This window comes from Rhizobium sp. NLR22b (genome assembly GCF_019685295.1).
Taxonomy (GTDB): Bacteria; Pseudomonadota; Alphaproteobacteria; order Rhizobiales; family Rhizobiaceae; genus Rhizobium.
Genome location: NZ_JABDWM010000011.1, coordinates 64,154 through 83,005, shown reverse-complemented (window position 1 = coordinate 83,005; position 18,852 = coordinate 64,154). Strand labels below are relative to the sequence as shown.

The window sequence follows — 18,852 nt, the reverse complement described above, 5'->3', positions numbered from 1 at the left end:
AGCCGAATGGATTCAGAGTGCCGGCTTTGCTTCTGTTTCGGCAAGACGATGGGCGATGCGATCGGCATTGGCCATGATCGTCATCGTGATATATTTCGATGACAGATCCGGAATAATCGAGCCGTCGACGATGTGAAGACCGGGATGGAGGTTCAACTCGCCGTCGGCAGAGGTGCCGGACGGACCGGAGGCACCCATCGGTAAGGTGCCGGCGAAATGCGCGTCGACACCCGGCTCTGCCAGCGATGCGCCCGGCAGCTGAATCAATCCCAATCGTTTCCATTCGCGACGAAGCGCCTTTTTCAAAGCTTCGGCACGAATCTCAAAGCCGTCCGCGAAGCCGCCCCGGATGATCAAACTCCTTCCCGTCGTTGCATCTCGGTGGATATAGCTGCGGCTTTGATCGCCAGGATAATAAATCGTGGCGACGAGCAGGCTTCCGGCGATCGTCTCGAACGCTGCACGTCCGGCCTTCCGGCCGAGCGGCATCCTGTTGATGAAGCTTTGTGCCGGCAGGGAGCCCACCTCATAGATCGCTCCCGTCACATAATCGGATGTGCCCCCGCCGTAGCGCAGCGATAATCCGAGCTGCGCCAGGCTGTGCGTCGGCGTTGACGAGCGCAGCAATCTCGCGGGGGAGAGCAGGGGAATGGCCAGCGTGGGACTGTTCAAGAGGCGCAGTCCCTGTTCCTCAAGCGGAAGATGGTCGGCCAGCAGGGCGGCCGTTCCAAGCACCCCTGCGGCAAGAATGATCCTCGGAGCGGAAAACGACAAGCCGTCGGCCGTTCCGACCGTCCAGCCCGCGTTGCGGGCCAACGAGACGGCCCGCATGTTGTCGAGCAAACGAAAATGCGGGGATTTCCGCAACAGAAGGAGATCTTGCCTGCTGTTATATATCGCCCCGCTCGGGCAACCATAGAGACAGTCGCCGCGCAGGTCGCATGCCGCCCGCCCGGGTCTCGCCTGCGAAAGCATGGCATTGACGGCAGGAAAAAGCCGAAACGATCCGTCCACCGGCTTCGCGACCTTGTGTCTCTGAAGAATATGGGCGGCCGTCGCCCCGAGCGGCAGGACGGGCTGCTCGTTGGCGCTTTCCGTAAAATCGGCATTCCTGCTGATCCCGATGCGTTGGGATATGCGCTCGTAGGATCTTTGAAGGGAAGCAATGTCTATCGGCCAATCGGCAATGTCCTCGGCGTCGAGATAGCTGATCTGCGCGCCCCAGATATTGGAGAGGCCGCCGCGGGCGAGGCTGCCGATGGGCATGAAGCCGGCGCCCGCTATGCCGGAATCGCGTCGAAACCGTTCGACAATTCCACGCGACACCGGCGTCTGCAGTTTTGGCGAGCTGCCATCGTCCACGCGCAGGGATTCGAGATCGCTTCCGAGGATGCGCACACTGCGGCTTTCCTCCTGCGATCCGAGATCATTGCCCGCATCCAGCATCAGAACACGGCGGCCGGCCGCTATAAGCGGAAACGCGGCGGAAACACCAGCAGGGCCGCTGCCGATGATGATGAAGTCGGCATCGGCCCCTTTCATCGATATCTCCCGGCGAAAAGAGCGCGGAGCGGAAGCAGCAGGACATCGCTTGATATGGTCAGGATTGCCTTGAAGAAGCCGGCCTTTTTGCGCCGCTGCCGTTCCGGCTCGCTCGCGAGATCGGCGAGGTAAAGCGCTCTTGCGAGGCGATGCTGCGTCTGATTGGCGGGTGGTTCAAAGAGCGACAGCAGACGCGGATGCCTGATCAGCGTCGGGGAGAGACCGAGCGGCGCCAGTCCCTCGCGCCGAAGCCCTTCAGAGAGGCGCTGCACCTGCGCTTCGGTGGGTGCGGCGCCGAGATAGTGCAGCAGCGCCTCGGCCTCGTTTCGCGACGGTTCTCCACTCTTCTGGCCGAACTCCGCGGAAAGCACCACCAATGGATCAGCCAAGTTCAACTTCAGCAGCCTGAGGCTCTCGCCGCTTTCCATAGGAGCGGCCCCCGCGAGCCCCAGGACGCGCTCCGGATCGACCGTCGGGATCAGCGGCAGAAGCTTCGTCATGCGACAGGCAAACAGGGCCGCAGTGAGGGGGATCGGGATGAAATGCAGATTCCCTTTGCCTTGGCTGCGGCGAAGAATGCGCAGCCAGGCGGCAAAGCTTATCGGCTTCTCCTGAGCGAGCACGAATGTTTGCGGCAGCTGGCTTTCGTCTGTCGCCAGCGTCAACAAGCCCGCTGCGACTTCGTCGAGATGAATGGGCTGAACCTTCCGGCTAAGCCCAATCATCGGCAGAAGCGGACTTAAGGCCGATAATTTCGCCATGAGACCGTACATCGCCGCGCGCGGGCCGCCGTAAACAAGCCCTATTCGCGCGATCCGAACGATCGGTGCCGCGAAGCTGGCCGCCAAATGCTGTTCAATTCTGTACTTGGTGCGGCCGTAGACGTTCAGCGCTTCCTGCCTGGACGAGGTGGAGGAGGCAAAGACGAAGCGTAGCACTCCGGCTGCCTTTGCCGCTTCCGCCAATTTTACGGTGCCCGAGATATTGATGTTGTTTTCCTCGGCCGTCTCCGGCCCGGTGGCCCAGGAATGCGCGAGATGAACGACGGCAGCCCCCCCCTTCAGATCGGACGCGGCGGGCTCATCGCCGATGCGCCACTTTGCTTCGGAGCGCCGGCCGAGCTCGACCACCTCGAAGCCGCGCTCACGCGCCAGCGCGGCAAGTCTTGCACCGATATAGCCGGTTGATCCGGTGATGATGAGACGCGGTGCCATTCACGTCCTCTATTGTGCGAAGGCGATACGCGCGCCGCTCCAGTCAAAACGAAACTCGATTTCCTTGAGCTGCGACAGCGCTTGCCGGACTTTTGCCTGGCGATCTCTGGGGCAATAGAGAACGAGGAAGCCGCCTCCGCCGGCGCCTGCGAGCTTGCCGCCGATCGCGCCGGCAGCGCGTGCCGCCTCGTAAAACTCGTCAATGGCGCTATTGGTGATCTGTGACGTCAGCGATCGCTTCATCATCCATCCGCGATGCAGCGCTTCGCCAAAGGCGCCGAGGTCGCCAGCCATCAGGATGTCGCGCATTTCGTAAGCCAGCTGCACCATGCTCTCGACCGTCCGGAACTTTTCTTCGTTCGTCTCCATGGCCTGCACCTGCGTCGACAGCACAGAGCGCGTGTCGCGCTGGCTTCCGGTGAAAAACAGGAGGATATTGCTCTCGAGCTCCGCCATCTTGTTGGCGCTGAGCACGACGGGCTGCACGTTGACGCTGCCGTTGGAATTGAATTCGATGAAATTCAAGCCGCCATGGGCGGCTGCGTACTGGTCCTGTTTGCCGATCGGCTCCTTCAGGATGTCGATTTCGAGTCTGCAGGCTTCTTCCGCCAACTGATCCTTGGAAGCAAAACGCGACCTGTGGGCATAAAGCGCGTTGATCAGCGCCACGGAAAAGGAGCTTGATGACCCCAGCCCAGTCCCGGAGGGAATGTCGGCGACGGAAGCGACTTCGATGCCCGGCTCGACCTGATGCATACGCAGGGCTTCGCGCAGCAGCGGATGCGCGACCTCTTCAAGGGTGTCAGCCAGTTCGGTGCGCGTGTATTTCAAATGGTATTTGTTTTCGTTGAAATAGTTATGCACGATGACGAAGCTGTACTTGGCTATCGCGCAGGACAAGACCGCTCCGGCTTGCCGACGGTAATAGGACGCGATGTCCGAGCCGCCGCCGGCGAAGCTGACCCGAAAAGGTGCGGATGAAACGATCAAAGGGTTGTCTCCTCGAGATTGATGACGATATCGGCCGATGTGCGCTGCAGATCGATCCTCGGCCACTCTTCTTGAATTCGCGACTGCCAGAGCCCTTCGGCGGCAAGCGGCGTGAGGCCTTTCCAGGCATAGAATGTGTGAAAGCGGTTCAGCAGAGTCTGCTGCGACGCTTCGACGAAGACGGCTATATCGACCTCTTCGCGGATCGACGCATGGCCGGCAAAGATGCCGTCCAGCAGGATGACCTCGGCATCTCGCGCATCATAGATGGCAGTACCCCTCAGCTGGGCACGGCTGGCCGCGTCGTAGCCGGGTGCTTCGACCCGTCCCGCTCGGCGCAGCACGCTGACGATTTCGGGATAGAGCTCTACCCTGCTGCGCTCTTCCGCGCTCATATCCGGGCTGCGATGTTCGAGCGGCAATATCCAGCGGTCGAGTTCCAGCCTCAGCACCCTGCGCCCTGCTTCCGAGAGGATGCGTTGAACGGCATGCGCAAACGTACTTTTCCCGGAGCGGGAACGACCGCATATGCTGACGAGCAGAGGCCCTGCCATACCTGAAAGCCGTTCCTCAATCGCTCTGGCTGGAGCTTTCCCGATATGCTGGTAGCCGCACTGAAAGCGAACGGCGTCATGGACCGTATCGAAGACAAGGTCGGCTCGCGGGATTTCGGTTTCGGCGGCAGGATAGCTCTTCACATCCCGCAGTCCATAACCGGTCCGCACACCATAGGCCCAGATGCCCGCCTTGCGGCCCGCACCTATGTCGCGCAGGCTGTCGCCGATAATGACGGATTTCGATTTTTCGATCGGCAGTTCCGACATGGCCCGGCGGATCATCAGATCGCCCGGTTTGCGGCAAGCGCATTCGATCTTGAGTTCGGGGACCTCGTCAGGGAATCCCTTGTCCGGATGGTGCGGACAAAAATAGATTCGGTCCAGGACGCCGCCGTCTTCGGCAAGCTCGGCCTCCAGGCGACCAAGAACATGATCCAGGCCGGTCTCGTCCAGCAAGCCTTTGGCGACCTGCGGCCGGTTGGTCACGGCAACCGCAAGGAAGCCGGCCTCGCGCGCGAGCCGCACCGCTTCGCCGGCTCCGCTCACCAGCTTCACCTGGTCTGGACGTATGACTCCGTGGCCGCCGACATCTTCGTTTAGCACGCCGTCGCAATCGAAAAACACAGCGGGTCTTCGAACCGAGAGATGGACGGCATGAACCCGATCATGGCGAATATCCTCAGCCGCGGCGGCATGTCGGCTCGGAGAGCCGGTATCCTTTATATATTCGGGCGTATCATAAATTGCGACCGGTATGGATCGCTCGAGGAGGCCGGGGATCACATCATGGATCATATCGGCCGGCTGCCCCGACTGGAGAGTGTCGAAGAACTGGCCGCAAGCCACGTACAAACCGGCCGGCACCAGATTGCGCCAATCGGCGTCACGTGGCGCCTTGCGGGGCAACAGGCGCTGGAGATAGCCGTTCTTCTGAACGACGATATCGGATGTGCGAGGATGATCGTTGGGATGGGCGATTATCGTCAGCGCGGCGGGAAATTGCCGCCGATGACGCGCAAGGGCCGACAGATCGATATCGAAAAGCATGTCACCGTAGACGATAAGGACGTCATCGGCGATCGTGTCCAAAGTCGTCAAGCAACCGGCCGTACCGAGCGGAGACTTCTCAACGAAGACGTCGATCGCAATGCCAAGCTTTTCGGCTTCCGGTCCAAGGGCAGGCTCGAGCTGGCTGCCCAGGTGGCCGCCAAGCACACGCACATGCTGAACGCCTTCGCGGGCGAGCACGCGAATCTGCCTGACAATGATCGGCACGCCGGCAAGCGGCAGAAGAGCCTTCGGAATGACATCGCCCGTCATGCTGCGCGCGCGCGTTCCGAGGCCTCCGGCGATAATGATAGCCTCGCAGATAGCGTTCTCAGAACCCATTCGCCAGGATCCGCTCGACGGCGAGTTCAACAGCCTCGGTGGACTTCCGCTTCGGCGTCCAGCCGAGCGCGACAAGTCGGCTTATGTCGTAGCTGAAGCGCGGCACGTCGCCCAGCCAACCACGGTCTTCGCTGCCGTATTCGATAGCGGCTCCGGATGCGACCTTGGAGACTACGATCTCGGCGATATCCCGGACAGACGTTTCACCGATGCCGCTGGCATGAAATACCTCATAGGCACCGGGCGCCTTTTCCCAGGCAAGCAGAATGGCATCCACCAGGTCGCCGACATAGAGATAGGGTTTTGTCTGCATGCCGTTGCCGAGCACCTGGAGCCGCGCAGGATCAGCCTTCAGTCTGTTGATGAAGTCATAGATGGCTCCGTGGGTGGAGCGTTCCCCGACGACATTGGGAAAGCGCAGCACGAGCGTCTTGATGCCGAATGACAGCGCGTAGACGGACAAATAGGCTTCGGCGGCAAGCTTGCTGGCGCCATAGAGCGAAATCGGCCGCAGCGGGCCATGATTTTCGTGAATGTTGCCTTCGGCTTCACCGAATACGGCGGAGGTGCTGGCGAAAAAAAGCTTGCCGATCTCATGCTTGCGCATGATGGCGAGCAGCGTCGTCGTCGTCAGTTGGTTCAGCTGGAGGTCGAGTTCGACATTGGCATTGCCGGCGGCAATATCGGAGTTGGCGGCGAGATGGAAAACGGCGTCGGGACGATCCGCGCCAATGAGCCGATCCATGCCTTCCCGATCGAGCATATCCAGCTCATGGAAGCGGAAATCCGATCGCTGCAGCAGATGATCGATGTTGCGCATGCGGCCAAGATGAAGATTGTCGATTGCGGTTACCCGATAACCCGAATCCAACAGACGATCGCAGAGATGGCTGCCGATAAAACCGGCCCCTCCTGTTACCAAGGCATGCATGTCGGCAGCTCCATATGATCTGTTAAGGCTCTTCAGAGCGCTTTGATCTTTCCCGAATGAGGACGCGATAGGACGAATACACCACCGGCCAAGCCGACCACAAGCTGCAACAGGCCGAAAACCACCGACAGCGTCGCGGCATCTGTCGTGCCGATGCCGAACACTGCAAGGGAAACGATCATGCCGCCTTCGCGCAGCCCCCATCCTCCGACGGAAATCGGAACCATGGCGATCAACAGGACTGGCGGGAAAGCGGCTGCGGCCTGACCCCAATCGAGCGGAAGACCGAGACCGAGAACGAGGATTTCAAGCGAGACGACACTCAATCCGTGAATGACGAGGGTCAACAGGAATACCCCGAGCATTCTTCGGTGGGCGAGAAACGCTGCTAGCGCCTCGGTCAGCGCGTGCAGCTTTGCCGGAAGAAACCGCACGAAGAAATGCCGGCGCCAGCTGAAGACCAGGGCCGATGCGATCGTTCCCGCCACGCCAAGGGCCGTGAGTTCGACCAAATAGGGGATTGGGAAGTCGTGCCCGTAAAAGCCGCGCATGATGATCAGTCCGATCAGCGCAACCACCGCCAGCCCGAAAAGCGTGAGGATACGGTCGATTACCACACCCAGTGTCGCTTCCGTTATCGTCAGGCCATATTTGATGGCGCCGAATATGCGGGCGGCATCGCCTGGAATGGGACTTGGAAGAGCTTGATTATAAAAGAGGCTCTGCATGAAGAGCTTCGTGGCGCCGGTCAGTTTCAGTCTTTGCCCTATCATTTCCGACAGGAGGCACCATCGCCATGCCGAAAGCACGGCCTGCAAGAGAAGCAGGAAGACGCTGGCCCAGATGATCGTTACCGACAGGGTCCGGATCGCAGCCCACCCTTCTGCGAAATCGACCTTACGCGCGATCCATATGACGAGGCCAAGCGCGACGGCCACTTTCAGAATCGGGATGGCGATGCGAAGCAATGCGCGGAGGGATGGTATAGTCACGATGCCCGATCCGCTTCAAAGCGATAGAGCTTCCAGCCGAACCGATCCGTCAATATCAGCGAGGAGCGAGGCATCATATGGGCTATGATGCTGTTGGCCATCACGATCTTGTTTTCTCCGATGCGTTCGGCGAGAAACGCGCTATCGGCATCGGGTGGAACGATGAAGTAAGCTATCTTATTGTCTTTGATGAAAGCATCGATATCCGAACCCGGCGCTGGCAGCACGTAGCGCGGCAATTGCCAGCCGCCGTCACGACCGTCGTTATAAGCCGTGGACAATAACATATTGGCCGTATCGAAAGGTTGAAAGACGGTTCGCAGGTCGTGATCTGCGATATAGCGGTACATGAAATAAGCTTCGCGATGGCTCTCCAAGTATTTATCGACGCTTATCATCCCGAGCACCACATCGAAGTCTTTCGCCTTGACGGGGTCGATGTCGCTACCGCCCATTCGGTGCCAGTGGGCAATCCAGAGCCCGCCGGCCAGCAAGACTATTATCATCGGGCTGGCGACCATGCCTGCTGGCGAAGAGGCCATTTTTGTCAGTGGAGCCATCTGCGGCATGACCCGTCGGTCGAGCCATGCATCCAATCTTTCCCGAACCAGGGAGGCGCCGATAAACCCGGTCGAAAAGAAAAGCAGATAGGCTGGCGTCGCCCACCGTATGTGATTGAACATAACGGTGTACCATATCACGAACATGGCAAGGACCATCGCTGCGAGAAAGGCGATGCGCCGGAAAGCCACTGCCAGACCGGCCAGAATCAAAGCGAGAGCGACGAAAGCATTTGGCTTATTTTCGAGAAACCAGTCGTAAAGGATATAGAGGAAGTCGTGCCAACCCTGCAAAGTAGCGAGGTTCGTAACAAAGTGCCGGTTGGCGGGATCGAAGGCCCTGCCCAATTCGAGCATGTAATCCGCCATCCAGGCATCGCTGAGGCCCTGATGGCCGAACATGAAGGGATAGATCGGATTGCCGAGGGCGATCAGGTTTTTCGCATACCAGTAGCCGGCGACCGCGAGGAATGCGCAAAGGCATGACAGAAGGAGCGGCAGGGATATCCTTCCCTTGAGAAGCATCGGTATCAATACCAGCCCTACGAGGCCGACCATTTGCAGTTCCGTATATTTTCCTCCGACTGCGCCTCCCAATACGAGCGCACAATGAAAGAGCTCCGCCGGCCGCCGGGTCTCCAGATAACGCCACAGGAAAAGCACGGCTGCGACGGAGAAACACGACCGGGCCAAGTCCGTCATCGGTTCGCCGATACTCCCCCTGAAGAAGGGGATGCTGAGGATCAGCGCTGCCACCAGGAAAAAACCGCATGCTCGCCAACGATTGGCGCAACTTGAAAGCAGGAACAGAAATCCGAAGAAAATTGCGATGTTCATGGCGGCCGCGCCGGTCCAGTGACCGCTGACCATCATGACGAGCGCAAACAGCAGATTGAAGAAGAGGGGAATATTGCCGTAGAAGGGATGATCGATCTGCGGCGACACAAAGCCGGCATGATCGATGATACTGTTGGCGAGCGGGATATGGAAAACCCACACGTCGGCAACGGCTGACGGGAAGAGGGACAGCACGCTCCACACATAGCAGAGTATGATGCATGTGAAGGCCGCAAGCGCCGGAATTGGATTTCCGTTTTTCGATTCAGTTGCGATTCTACGAAACAGCAAAGCCAGATCGCAAAGAACAGCGACGAGATCGCGCCGCCGCCAGATCATCGAGACTGCCACTATGGGAAGAACGATTTCCCATCTCAATCCATGAAACGCGCCAAGAATGGTGGCCGCGCCGCCGGCGATCGCCAGAGCCGGCAGAATACCGCTGAACAGAAAATCGATGCCGTCTCGAAAGGGCTGATCGCAACGTCGGTTGAGCCGGGCAACAATGCCTCTGTCGATCACGAGGCCCCATAATATTATGGAAAGAACCGTGCACCAGCCTAGGATCATGATCGCCCTTTCGTGGCTCTTATCCCGCGAGAGGCGGCGCAGGCTTCTTGACGGGCAGCATGACCCCGAGCGCTCGTATCATGAGCCCTGATATAAAGATCTGGAACGCCGTGATGATAAGCCACAGCCCGAAGACGGCCCAGTTGGTCTCGATGCCGATCTCGGGCAGCACGTAGCCGTTCCCGACATAGGAATCGAAGAGCGGAACCGCCAGCAAGACGCCTGCCAGAACGGCGATAACCGATCCCCATACCGTTGCATTGTAGGGAAGGCGCCGCTCGAGGCGAGGCTGCACATGTCCCGAATAGTCAAAGATCACCCGACCGATCGCTGCCGAAATCAGCATTGATTGACCAAGGACGGCCAGAGCCATCGCAAACAGCATGGCATTCGAGGAGAACCGCACGCCTGCTATCGACATAGGTCCCGCGAGCAGCGGCAACATGGTGATCAAGCCGAGGGCCAGCAGCAGGAAGCCCGGCCAGATCAAAAAGAAATCGAACCCGTAGACAAACATCGCTTGCAGATTGCGCCAGCCGGCGCGCCAGGGCTCCATCCAGCCTCGGCGCTTCATGTGACTCAGCCGTCCTTCCGGATCCTTCAGGAAGTGAATCGGCACCTCGGTCGTCGCAAGCTCCATATGGACTGATTTCAGCACCATTTCCGAGGCGTATTCCCACCCTTGCGAGCGGAGATCCATACGAAGCAGCGCATCGACACTGATGCCCCGCATGCCGCAATGGATGTCGGAAAAGCGGCTGCCGAACATCCGATTGAGAATCCACGTCGTCAGCGGCGTTCCGAAATAGCGATGCAGCAGCGGCATCGCATTGTCCTCGATCGAGCCTTTGAACCGCGAGCCCATGACAAATTCGGATCCCTTCCGGAATGCCTCGATGAAGGGCGCTATCTGGCGAAAATCATAGGTGCAGTCCGCATCGCCCATGATGATGAACTTGCCGCGGACGAAGGGAATGGCATCGATGTAAGCTCTGCCCAAGCCGCGCTTCGGCGTCCGCAACACGCGCGCGCCCCGCTCACGTGCGATTTCCGGCGTGCGATCGGTCGAACTGTCGACGATCAGGATTTCGACCGCCGCACCACTTGCCGCGATGCCTTGACGGCACCAGTCGACGAAGGTTCCGATCGTCAATTCCTCGTTGAGCGAGGGGACGAGAATGGTGACTTCCGGGTCGGTGACGTCGTCGTCCGGCGTAAGGAGCGACAGTTCCGGATCGTGGATGTGGGGGAAATTCATGGGCGTGATAAGGCTCTTAGGAAAGGCTGGGCGGGACGAGGCCGCAGGAAAAATCCAATATGGCGTGGCAGATCGCCAGATGGGCAATCTCCACATAGCCATATTGATCGGAGGCGACGTAGAAGTTCAAATCGCCGAGCGCACGCAACGGGTTGCCTGGAGCGAAGCCGCTCAGGGTGATAACGGCGCCGCCTTTTTCGCGGGCGGTGCGGACGGCCTTGGTGATGCTTTCCGATCTGCCTGAACTGCTGATCGCGACCAGCAGATCCCCTTCATTCGCATGCATTTCGATCTGCTTTGCGAATACGTTCTCATAGCCGAGGTCGTTCGAGAGGCATGTCAGCGTCGCGCCATCGTTCATTGCCATGGCGCGGAGTCCGCCATTTTTGGAATAGTCCGTCGCCATATGGCTGGCAATCGCGGCGCTGCCGCCGTTACCGATGAAGATGATCTTCCGGCCGGCATCATGGGTAGCACGGGCCAGCCGCATGGCCTCACTCATCGCAGTTGCATAATCGAGGCTTTCGTCACCCCGCCGCGACGCGGCTGCATTCACGAGAACATGGCGGAGAAATGTAAAATAGCGATCGAGATCGCCGGCCGTCACGGCGAGGTCCGAGGGTATGGTCTGGTTGTGTGACATGCTGGTTCAGCCTCTACGCCTTCGAAATTGGGGCGTCCTTAAAGACTAAATGATACAAAGGCAAGTTGCCCGGCATCCCTCCGGATGGTTGTTAACGAGTGTCACGGGCTTGCAACTAACGGTCTTCCGTCAAGCATCCGGCCCCGACGTGAGGGTTACTGCTCGACCTTAGCGCTGCTGAACCCGACCAGTTATTAAAGCTACGAAGGCGTGCGTGATGAATATTGACAATATGTGCCACGCTACCCATCATAGACAAAACGAAGGGTATGCCGATGGCATCGGGTAGCATTCATGTGAAGGTCAGTGGGCAGTTGCAGGATCATATCCAGCAGCAGATCGGCGATGATGGCCTTTATGAAAACGCCAGCGAGTATATTCGTGCGCTCATTCGCCGCGACTTGCAGTCCCGTAATGAGGCCTGGGACATGCTGCAAAGAGAGCTTGCGCCGGCGATGCGGGCTGAAGACAGCGAATTCATCGCGGTTTCGGCCGAAGACGTCATCCGCCGCAACAAGCGTCAATAAGCCTGATGGCAGCCTATCGATTTTATCCGCGCCCTGACGACGCGCAGGACAAGATTTGGCGCGACACGATTGAGGCGTGGGGAGAGAAGCAGGCGGATGCCTACATTTTCGGGCTGCACGCCTATTTGCAGCGTTTGTGCGAGGATCGGTCGATCTGGCGACAGCTTCCGCAACGTCTGGCAGTTCCGACAGACATCAAGCGGTTGGCCTATTTCGGTCGTTATGAACAACATTACGTGTTCTTTCGCGAGCTTAAGAACGGCGATCTTGGTGTCATGAGCATTCTTCACGAACGGATGAATCTGCCGGTCCGGCTCAAAGAGGATCTGGCGGCTCTCTCAAACAAACTGCCGTGAGGGCGCGGAATCTTCGGTCGGTAGGATTGATCCTCGATGTGCGCTTTAACCCGGACTCAGAACCGGTGTTCCGCTCCCTCCAGCGGGTTTGCCCAGACCGTCATGCCAGGCCCGAAAGGCGTTTCGCCTTCGGCGCGCACGATCATTTCACCGAGTTCGGGGACGTCGAGATAAAGGATCGCGTCGGCGCCGAGCCGTTCCACATGGCGGATTCTGCCTTGCCACTGGCCGGTGCCTTCCGAAAGCCTGACATGTTCCGGGCGGATGCCGTAGGTCGCGCAATTCATTCGCCGTGCCGTCTCGCCGCCATAGAGGTTCATTTTCGGGCTGCCGATGAAGCCGGCGACGAAGGGTGTCGCGGGATTGCGGTAGAGCTCCATTGGGCTGCCGATCTGCTCGACCGCGCCACCGTTGAGGACGACGATCTTGTCGGCCATCGTCATGGCCTCGACCTGGTCATGGGTGACATAGATCATCGTCGACTTCAGACGGGCGTGGAGTGCCGAGATCTCCAGGCGCATCTGTGCCCGCAGGGAAGCATCGAGATTGGAGAGCGGCTCGTCGAAGAGGAAAACCTTGGGATCGCGCACGATGGCCCGGCCGATGGCGACACGCTGCCTCTGGCCGCCGGAAAGCGCTTTCGGCTTTCTCTGCAAGAGATGGGTGAGCTGCAGCGTTTCGGCCGCCGCCGCAACCTTCTCGGCGATTTCAGCCTTAGGGCGGCGGGCGAGCGAAAGTCCGAAGCCGATATTCTCGGCAACCGTCATATGCGGGTAGAGCGCATAGCTCTGGAACACCATGGCGATGCCTCGCTCGGAAGGTTCCGCATAGGTCACGTCCTTGCCGCCGATGGTCAGCCTGCCCGAGGTCGTCTCTTCCAGGCCGGCGATGATGCGCAGCAGCGTCGACTTCCCGCATCCCGACGGGCCGACGAAAACGACGAACTCGCCGGAGGCAACCTCCAGATCGACGCCCTTGATGACCTCAAGGGCGCCAAAGCTCTTGCGAACCTGTTTGAGAGTGAGCTCAGCCATTCTGCTATCCCTTGACCCCGCCTGCCGTCATGCCTGCGACGATCTGGCGGTTGAAGAAGATGAAGACGATCAGCGGCGGGATCGTCACGAGGAGGATGTTCATGAAGAGCAGATTATACTGGCTCGAATACATGCTCTGGAAATTATAGAGCGTCAGCTGCACCGTCACGTTCTCCTTGCCCGGCAGGTAATAGAGCGGATTGGTGAAATCGTTGAAGATCGCGATCGACTGGACGACGATATTGGTCACGGTCACCGGCTTCAGCAGCGGCAGGACCACCCTGAAGAAGATCTGCCGAGGCTTGGCGCCGTCGATCAGCGCCGCCTCGTCGAGATCGCGCGGGATGGTCGAAATGAACGACCGATAGAGCAGGACCGAAAAGGAGAGATTATAGGCAACCTGGATCAGGATCATTCCCGTCATGGTCTTGAAGAGGCCGATGTCCTGCAGAAGGCCGATGGTGGGAACAACGGCCGGCGGCATCATCAGGCCCATGAACAGCGCAGCGAAAGCCACGCGGTTCCACGCCGTCTTGCGGCGCTGCATCACATATCCGACCATCGCCGACAGCAGGATCAGGATCGTGACGGAAACGACCGTGATCAGCGTCGAATTGAAATAGGCGAGCACGAGCTGATAGTCGCGCGCCTTGAAGACGGCGACGAGATTGTCCCGGAACAGCCAATGCTCAGGAAGTTCGAAATCGAGCCGGGAGGCCTCGGGTTTGGATTTGACCGCCTGCAGGGCGACGAAAACGAAAGGCATAACGAAGATGACGGCCGCGACGGCAAGGGCTATCGCACCCGTCAGATAGGGGCGGACGCTTCTCATTCCTCGACCTCGCGCCGGTTGAACCATAGGGTGAAGGGCAGGATGATCACGGCGATCAGCGCGAACAGGATGACGTTTCCAGCCGTCGACAGTCCATAGAAACCAGCCTGGTACTGCTTGTAGATAACCGAGGCGATCACATCGGAGGAGAAACCGGGTCCGCCGCGGGTCATGGCCCATATGAGATCGAAGGAACGAAGCCCGCCGATCAGCGACAAGGTCACCACGATGACGGTGGCGGGACGCACGAGCGGTAGGGTGATCCGAAAGAATTGCTGGAGCCGCGTGGCGCCATCGATCCTCGCCGCCTCGTAATAATCGGGGCTGATCGCAGCAAGACCAGCGATGAAAATCAGGGTGGCGAGGCCGACGCCCTTCCAGACGTCGACGAGGGCCACCGAAAAAAGCGCGAGCGCCGGATTGGTCAGCCATCCCGGCCCAGGAATGCCGAGCGTCTCGAGTGTAACATTGATGATGCCCTTGGTCGGATGCATCATCACCGTGAAGGTGATGCCGATGCCGATGGTCGAGACCAACACGGGAAAGAAGACCAGCGTGCGCAGGAAGCCGCGGGCGAAGATATTGCTGGTGAGCAGCACGGCGAGCAGCAGGCCGCAGACCGTTTTCAGGCCAGATGTCGTCACGGCATAGAGCAGGGTGTTGACCAGCCCCTTGACCAAGAACGGCTCGGAAAAGAACTGCTGGAAATTTTCGAGCCCGATGAATTGGGCCGTCGAGAGATCCCAGCGCGTCAGGCTGTACCAGAGAGACGATATGGTCGGAAAAAGGAACAGCACGCCGTAGATGATGGCGGCGGGAATGAAAAACCACAGCGGGTAGGGCGATTTGCGCGAGTGCGGGGGTGTCTCGGTCATGACTACCTCTTCGATCGGGGAAACCTCGCCCCGTCAGGAGCGAGGTTAGCTGGCCCGAGTGACCGCTACCAGTTGGGCAGGCCGAGCTGCTTGGCCTGTTTGCGCACATCCTCGTCATAGAGCTTCGCTGCCTCGGCCGGCTGGCGAATGCCGGAACCGACTTCGACGGTGATCTGCTCGAGAGCCGGGCCCTTCACCGGCGATACGAATTCCAATGCGGGGGTCGTCTTTTCCTTGGCGTCGAAATAGGGGAGCATGTCCTTTACGGCAGGCGGTACGTTGGCAGGCAGATCGCAGCCGTTGATCAGCGGAGGCCCCTGCACGGTGTTGGTTTCCACCATGATCTTGCAGCCTTCGACACTTCCGGCGAAATCCACGAATTTCTTCGCTTCCTCTGTGTGCTGGCTGGTCAGGGGAATATAGAGGGCGGGCGGCATCCAGACGGTCAGACCATTCGTCGCCGCATCGTCGCTCGGCTGCGCGAAGAAACCGACATCTGCAAGATTTTCGGGATAATTCTGCTTGATGGCGCCGATGGCGAAGCTCAGCATCGGATAATGCGCCGCTTCGCCCGTCGCCACCATTCTGAGGCCATCGTCATAGCTTGCCGCGCCGAAATCCTCGTTCATCAGGCCGGCGTCGTGAACATCCTTCAGCCGTTCGAAGCCTTTTGTGGCGGCGGGCGTCTCCGCATATTTCGCCTTGTTGGCGGTATAGTCGCCGGCGAAGTTCGGCACGGCGGCATGCAGATTGTAATAGTCGGCCAGAACGAACAGCTGCGAGGTCCAGGTATCGCGATAGGTCTGGGCCACGGCGACCTTGCCCGAAGCCTTGACCTTGGCATTGTTGGCCATGAAATCCGCCCATGTCTTCGGAACGGTGAGGCCGAGGTCCTGATAGACCTTCCTGTTGTAGAGGATGCCACCCGCCATCGCCGTGCCGAAGGGAACGCCGTAGAGCTTGCCATCGGCACGGACGACCGATTTGAAGCCTTCAACCACCTTCGCCTGTGAGGCGAGACCGCTCAGATCGACAAGTGTCTGCGCCGGCTTCAGCGCCTGTAAGAGGGATCCGGAATTATAGAGGAACACATCGGACATCTCCCCCGTCGCCAGGCGCGTCTTGATGATGTTGTCACCCTCGCCGCCGCCTGCCCGCGGCTCGATTTCGATCGTCACGTCGGGCGCTTTGGCCTGGTAGGCGGCAACCAGTGCTTCGGCTGCCGCGACCGTGTCGGGGTTGTTGTCGATCAGGAAAGACAGCGTGGTTTCCGCATGCGACGGGCTGGCCGCAGCCAAGGCCAGAAGCGCGGATGCGCCGGCAAGAATGAGCTTTATCCGATGTGTCATGACGTTCCTCCTCTGAACGGTGTGACCTATATGCTCCTCAGTAATCGGGTAGGGAAAAGACCAGCTGGTGCGTACCCGGGGGGAGAACCGCCTCCTCAATGACAGGCTCGCCATTGAGTGACGCATTCCGGTGCCGCCGGCCGGGCCGGAAGCGGCCGACGCAACCCTCCGGAAGCGTCAGCACATAGGTGACCTCGCTGCCGGTGCAGTGCCAGCCGGCCTCGATGCGCCCTTGGCTGATATCGTGATAGGCCGAAACCGACGAAAGCGACCGGATCGGTGCCGGGTCGACGATCACTTCGGCAAAGCCGGGTGCGGCCGGGCTCGGCGAAATGCCGGCAACACATTCGAACAGCCATTGGCAGACCGCGCCATAGGCATAGTGGTTATAGCTGTTCATGTCGGGTTCGTAGATGGTGCCGTCGGGCGCCATGGAATCCCACCGCTCCCAGATCGTCGTCGCTCCCTTCGACACCTGGTAAAGCCAGCCCGGCACGTCGTCCTGCAGGAAGACCTTTTCAGCGAGATCGTCCATTCCGAGCTTCGTCAGGGCCGGCAAAAGGGCGGGCGTGCCGATGAAACCGGTGCCGATCTTGTAGTCGGCGTCGACGATCACCTTCCGGAAATGCTTCCGAGCGGTTTCCTCATGCACCGCCGGTATCAGATCGTAGAGGAAAGCGAGTGCGTAGGATGTCTGGTCATTATGGGCGAGCCGCCCTGCCGGCGTGATGAACTCATTAGCAAAGGCCATCCGGATATTGTCGGCGCGGCCTTTCATCTGTTCTTCAAGCATTTGCTCGCCGAGCACGCCTGCGATCTTCGCCAGAAGATCCGTCGAGATGAAGTGGTAGAGGGTGGCTGCACAATCGTCGGCAATTGTCGGGCGCGGCTTTCTGTTATCGCCGACCGGCTGCAGCCAGTCGCCGAAGGTGAAGCCGCGGGCGCCCCAATGCGAGGGCGGACGGACGATCGGGCCATCCGAGATGGACCAGACGAAATCGACCCAGCGCACCATCGAGCCCAGGCACTCCGAAAGAACCGACCGGTCGCCGTAATGGGTGTAGAGGACCCAGGGGATCACGACAATCGCGTCACCCCAGCCGGTCGAGCCGGCATAGCCCGGGAAATTGCCCGGGTGCAGACGCGTCGGGTCAGGCGAGAAATGCGAAACGGCGCCGTCTTCGCGCTGGTCGGCCATCACATCCCGCAGATATTTCCTGAGGAAGGACTGGCTGTCGCTCAGCCAGCAGGCCGTCGCGGCAAAGACTTGGGCATCACCCGTCCAGCCAAGCCGTTCGTCGCGCTGCGGGCAATCCGTGGGCACTTCGATGAAATTGGCGCGCTGCGACCAGATGGTATTCTCAACCAGTCGATTGACGAGAGGATTGCCCGAGGTGAAGCCGCCGGCCGGTTCCGGCACCGAGGAGATCGGGATCGACTGGATCGCAAGAATCTCCGCTTCGCCTTTGATCGTCACCCTGGCATAACGGAAGCCGTGGAAGGTGAAATGGGGCGCATAGGTCTCGTCGCCATCTCCGCTGAGCGTATAGAGGGTATGCGCGGCCGCCGCGCGATAGTTGCGATTGTCGAAATGGCGTTCCGGCCCAAGGACTTCCGAGTGCTCGACCCGCACTTCGGTGCCGCCGACGCCACGGACCGCATATCTGACGTAACCGCCGACATTCTGGCCGAAATCATAGATCGTTCTGCCTTCGTGATCGGTCCAGCTTTCGATAGGGGCGAGCGGCTGCAGCTCCCGCACCGCCGCAGTCTCATGCGCGACGAGCAGCCCCGTGTCGAACGGCAATCGCGCGGTCCCGTGGGTTTCGGCGACGTTTTCCAGGCGTGCGTCGTAAATCTCGCCGAAATAAATCCCCGACTTCTGGATCGGCAGAAGGCCGCTTTGCCATGTCGTGTCGGTAGAAAGAAGGGTGCCGCTGGGGCCGACCAGATCCGCAATGGCCCCGATCCTGTCGCCCCAGCAATTGGGAATAGCCTGGGCGCCCCACATGATCGGCGAGCGGTACCATCCGTCGGCGAGCCAGATTTCTATCCTGTTGAAGCCTGACTTCAGCAATCTCGAGATGTCGTATCGCTGATAGGCAATGCGGGCGTCGTAATTTGTCCAGCCGGGCGTCAGCACATCGTTCCCGACGCGGGCGCCGTTGATGAAGCAGCGATAGAGGCCGAGCGCCGAGATGAAGAGTTCTATCGGAAGGCCGGTGCCGTCATGATCAAAGGTCTTGGAGACGAAGCTTGCGGCCGTTCCCTGGCCGCGGTCCGATAGTGGTGCGATCATCTCTCCGGCCCAGGCGCGCGAAACGAGATTGCCGTCGATGGCTGCCGGCTGAAAGTTCATCAAGTCCTCCCGGAGAGTTGTAGAACGTTCTCCATAT

16 protein-coding genes are annotated in these 18,852 nt (G+C 59.6%); 2 read left to right on the top strand and 14 right to left on the bottom strand.

The window, feature by feature from the left end; translation table 11 throughout:
* Positions 1 to 12: 12 nt before the first annotated feature.
* The 9 genes from HJC00_RS18610 to HJC00_RS18570 are packed head-to-tail and all read right to left on the bottom strand — an operon-like array spanning position 13 to position 11,483.
* Entirely contained in the window at positions 13 to 1,542 is a 1,530-nt protein-coding gene (locus HJC00_RS18610) for an FAD-dependent oxidoreductase (protein WP_210633236.1), read from the bottom strand.
* The gene (locus HJC00_RS18605) at positions 1,539 to 2,756 is read right to left on the bottom strand and encodes an NAD(P)-dependent oxidoreductase (protein ID WP_210633237.1); all 1,218 of its coding nucleotides are present in this window, start codon (positions 2,754 to 2,756) and stop codon (positions 1,539 to 1,541) included. Before HJC00_RS18605 ends, HJC00_RS18610 begins: the two co-directional genes overlap by 4 nt.
* 9 nt (positions 2,757 to 2,765) lie before the next feature.
* Entirely contained in the window at positions 2,766 to 3,746 is a 981-nt protein-coding gene (locus HJC00_RS18600) for a GHMP kinase (RefSeq protein WP_210633238.1), read from the bottom strand.
* Positions 3,743 to 5,692 (bottom strand): HAD-IIIA family hydrolase, encoded by a 1,950-nt coding sequence (locus HJC00_RS18595; protein WP_221155737.1) that lies wholly within the window; start codon positions 5,690 to 5,692, stop codon positions 3,743 to 3,745. The genes HJC00_RS18600 and HJC00_RS18595 overlap by 4 nt, the downstream gene beginning before the upstream one ends.
* Positions 5,682 to 6,623: an NAD-dependent epimerase/dehydratase family protein gene (locus HJC00_RS18590; RefSeq protein WP_210633240.1), complete on the bottom strand. Its 942-nt coding sequence runs from the start codon at positions 6,621 to 6,623 to the stop codon at positions 5,682 to 5,684. The genes HJC00_RS18595 and HJC00_RS18590 overlap by 11 nt, the downstream gene beginning before the upstream one ends.
* Positions 6,624 to 6,655: 32 nt before the next feature.
* Positions 6,656 to 7,615 carry a lysylphosphatidylglycerol synthase transmembrane domain-containing protein gene (locus HJC00_RS18585; RefSeq protein WP_221164455.1) on the bottom strand — a complete coding sequence of 320 codons (960 nt, stop codon included), beginning with the start codon at positions 7,613 to 7,615 and terminating at the stop codon, positions 6,656 to 6,658.
* A complete protein-coding gene (locus HJC00_RS18580; RefSeq protein ID WP_210633243.1) occupies positions 7,612 to 9,582 on the bottom strand; it encodes a hypothetical protein in 1,971 nt (656 codons plus the stop codon). The genes HJC00_RS18585 and HJC00_RS18580 overlap by 4 nt, the downstream gene beginning before the upstream one ends.
* 19 nt (positions 9,583 to 9,601) lie before the next feature.
* Entirely contained in the window at positions 9,602 to 10,840 is a 1,239-nt protein-coding gene (locus tag HJC00_RS18575; RefSeq protein ID WP_210633244.1) for a glycosyltransferase family 2 protein, read from the bottom strand.
* A 16-nt stretch (positions 10,841 to 10,856) separates the two neighbouring features.
* Positions 10,857 to 11,483: an SIS domain-containing protein gene (locus HJC00_RS18570; protein ID WP_210633246.1), complete on the bottom strand. Its 627-nt coding sequence runs from the start codon at positions 11,481 to 11,483 to the stop codon at positions 10,857 to 10,859.
* Between the two features lie 275 nt (positions 11,484 to 11,758).
* On the opposite strand from HJC00_RS18570, the gene HJC00_RS18565 reads away from it, so the two are divergent.
* Both HJC00_RS18565 and HJC00_RS18560 read left to right on the top strand, forming a co-directional pair.
* Entirely contained in the window at positions 11,759 to 12,010 is a 252-nt protein-coding gene (locus HJC00_RS18565) for a transcriptional regulator (RefSeq protein WP_210633251.1), read from the top strand.
* A gap of 5 nt (positions 12,011 to 12,015) precedes the next feature.
* The gene (locus HJC00_RS18560) at positions 12,016 to 12,366 is read left to right on the top strand and encodes a type II toxin-antitoxin system RelE/ParE family toxin (protein WP_210633253.1); all 351 of its coding nucleotides are present in this window, start codon (positions 12,016 to 12,018) and stop codon (positions 12,364 to 12,366) included.
* A gap of 56 nt (positions 12,367 to 12,422) precedes the next feature.
* Here the strand turns inward: HJC00_RS18560 and HJC00_RS18555 are convergent, their stop codons facing one another.
* From HJC00_RS18555 to HJC00_RS18535, 5 genes are all read right to left on the bottom strand, one after another.
* Positions 12,423 to 13,400 (bottom strand): ABC transporter ATP-binding protein, encoded by a 978-nt coding sequence (locus HJC00_RS18555; protein WP_221164454.1) that lies wholly within the window; start codon positions 13,398 to 13,400, stop codon positions 12,423 to 12,425.
* A gap of 4 nt (positions 13,401 to 13,404) precedes the next feature.
* Entirely contained in the window at positions 13,405 to 14,232 is an 828-nt protein-coding gene (locus tag HJC00_RS18550; protein WP_221164453.1) for a carbohydrate ABC transporter permease, read from the bottom strand.
* A complete protein-coding gene (locus tag HJC00_RS18545) occupies positions 14,229 to 15,107 on the bottom strand; it encodes a carbohydrate ABC transporter permease (protein ID WP_221147201.1) in 879 nt (292 codons plus the stop codon). The genes HJC00_RS18550 and HJC00_RS18545 overlap by 4 nt, the downstream gene beginning before the upstream one ends.
* A 65-nt stretch (positions 15,108 to 15,172) precedes the next feature.
* Positions 15,173 to 16,456, bottom strand: a complete 1,284-nt coding sequence (locus tag HJC00_RS18540; protein ID WP_221102727.1) for an ABC transporter substrate-binding protein — start codon at positions 16,454 to 16,456, stop codon at positions 15,173 to 15,175.
* Between the two features lie 37 nt (positions 16,457 to 16,493).
* Entirely contained in the window at positions 16,494 to 18,815 is a 2,322-nt protein-coding gene (locus HJC00_RS18535) for an alpha-L-rhamnosidase (RefSeq protein ID WP_221147199.1), read from the bottom strand.
* Positions 18,816 to 18,852: the final 37 nt, after the last annotated feature.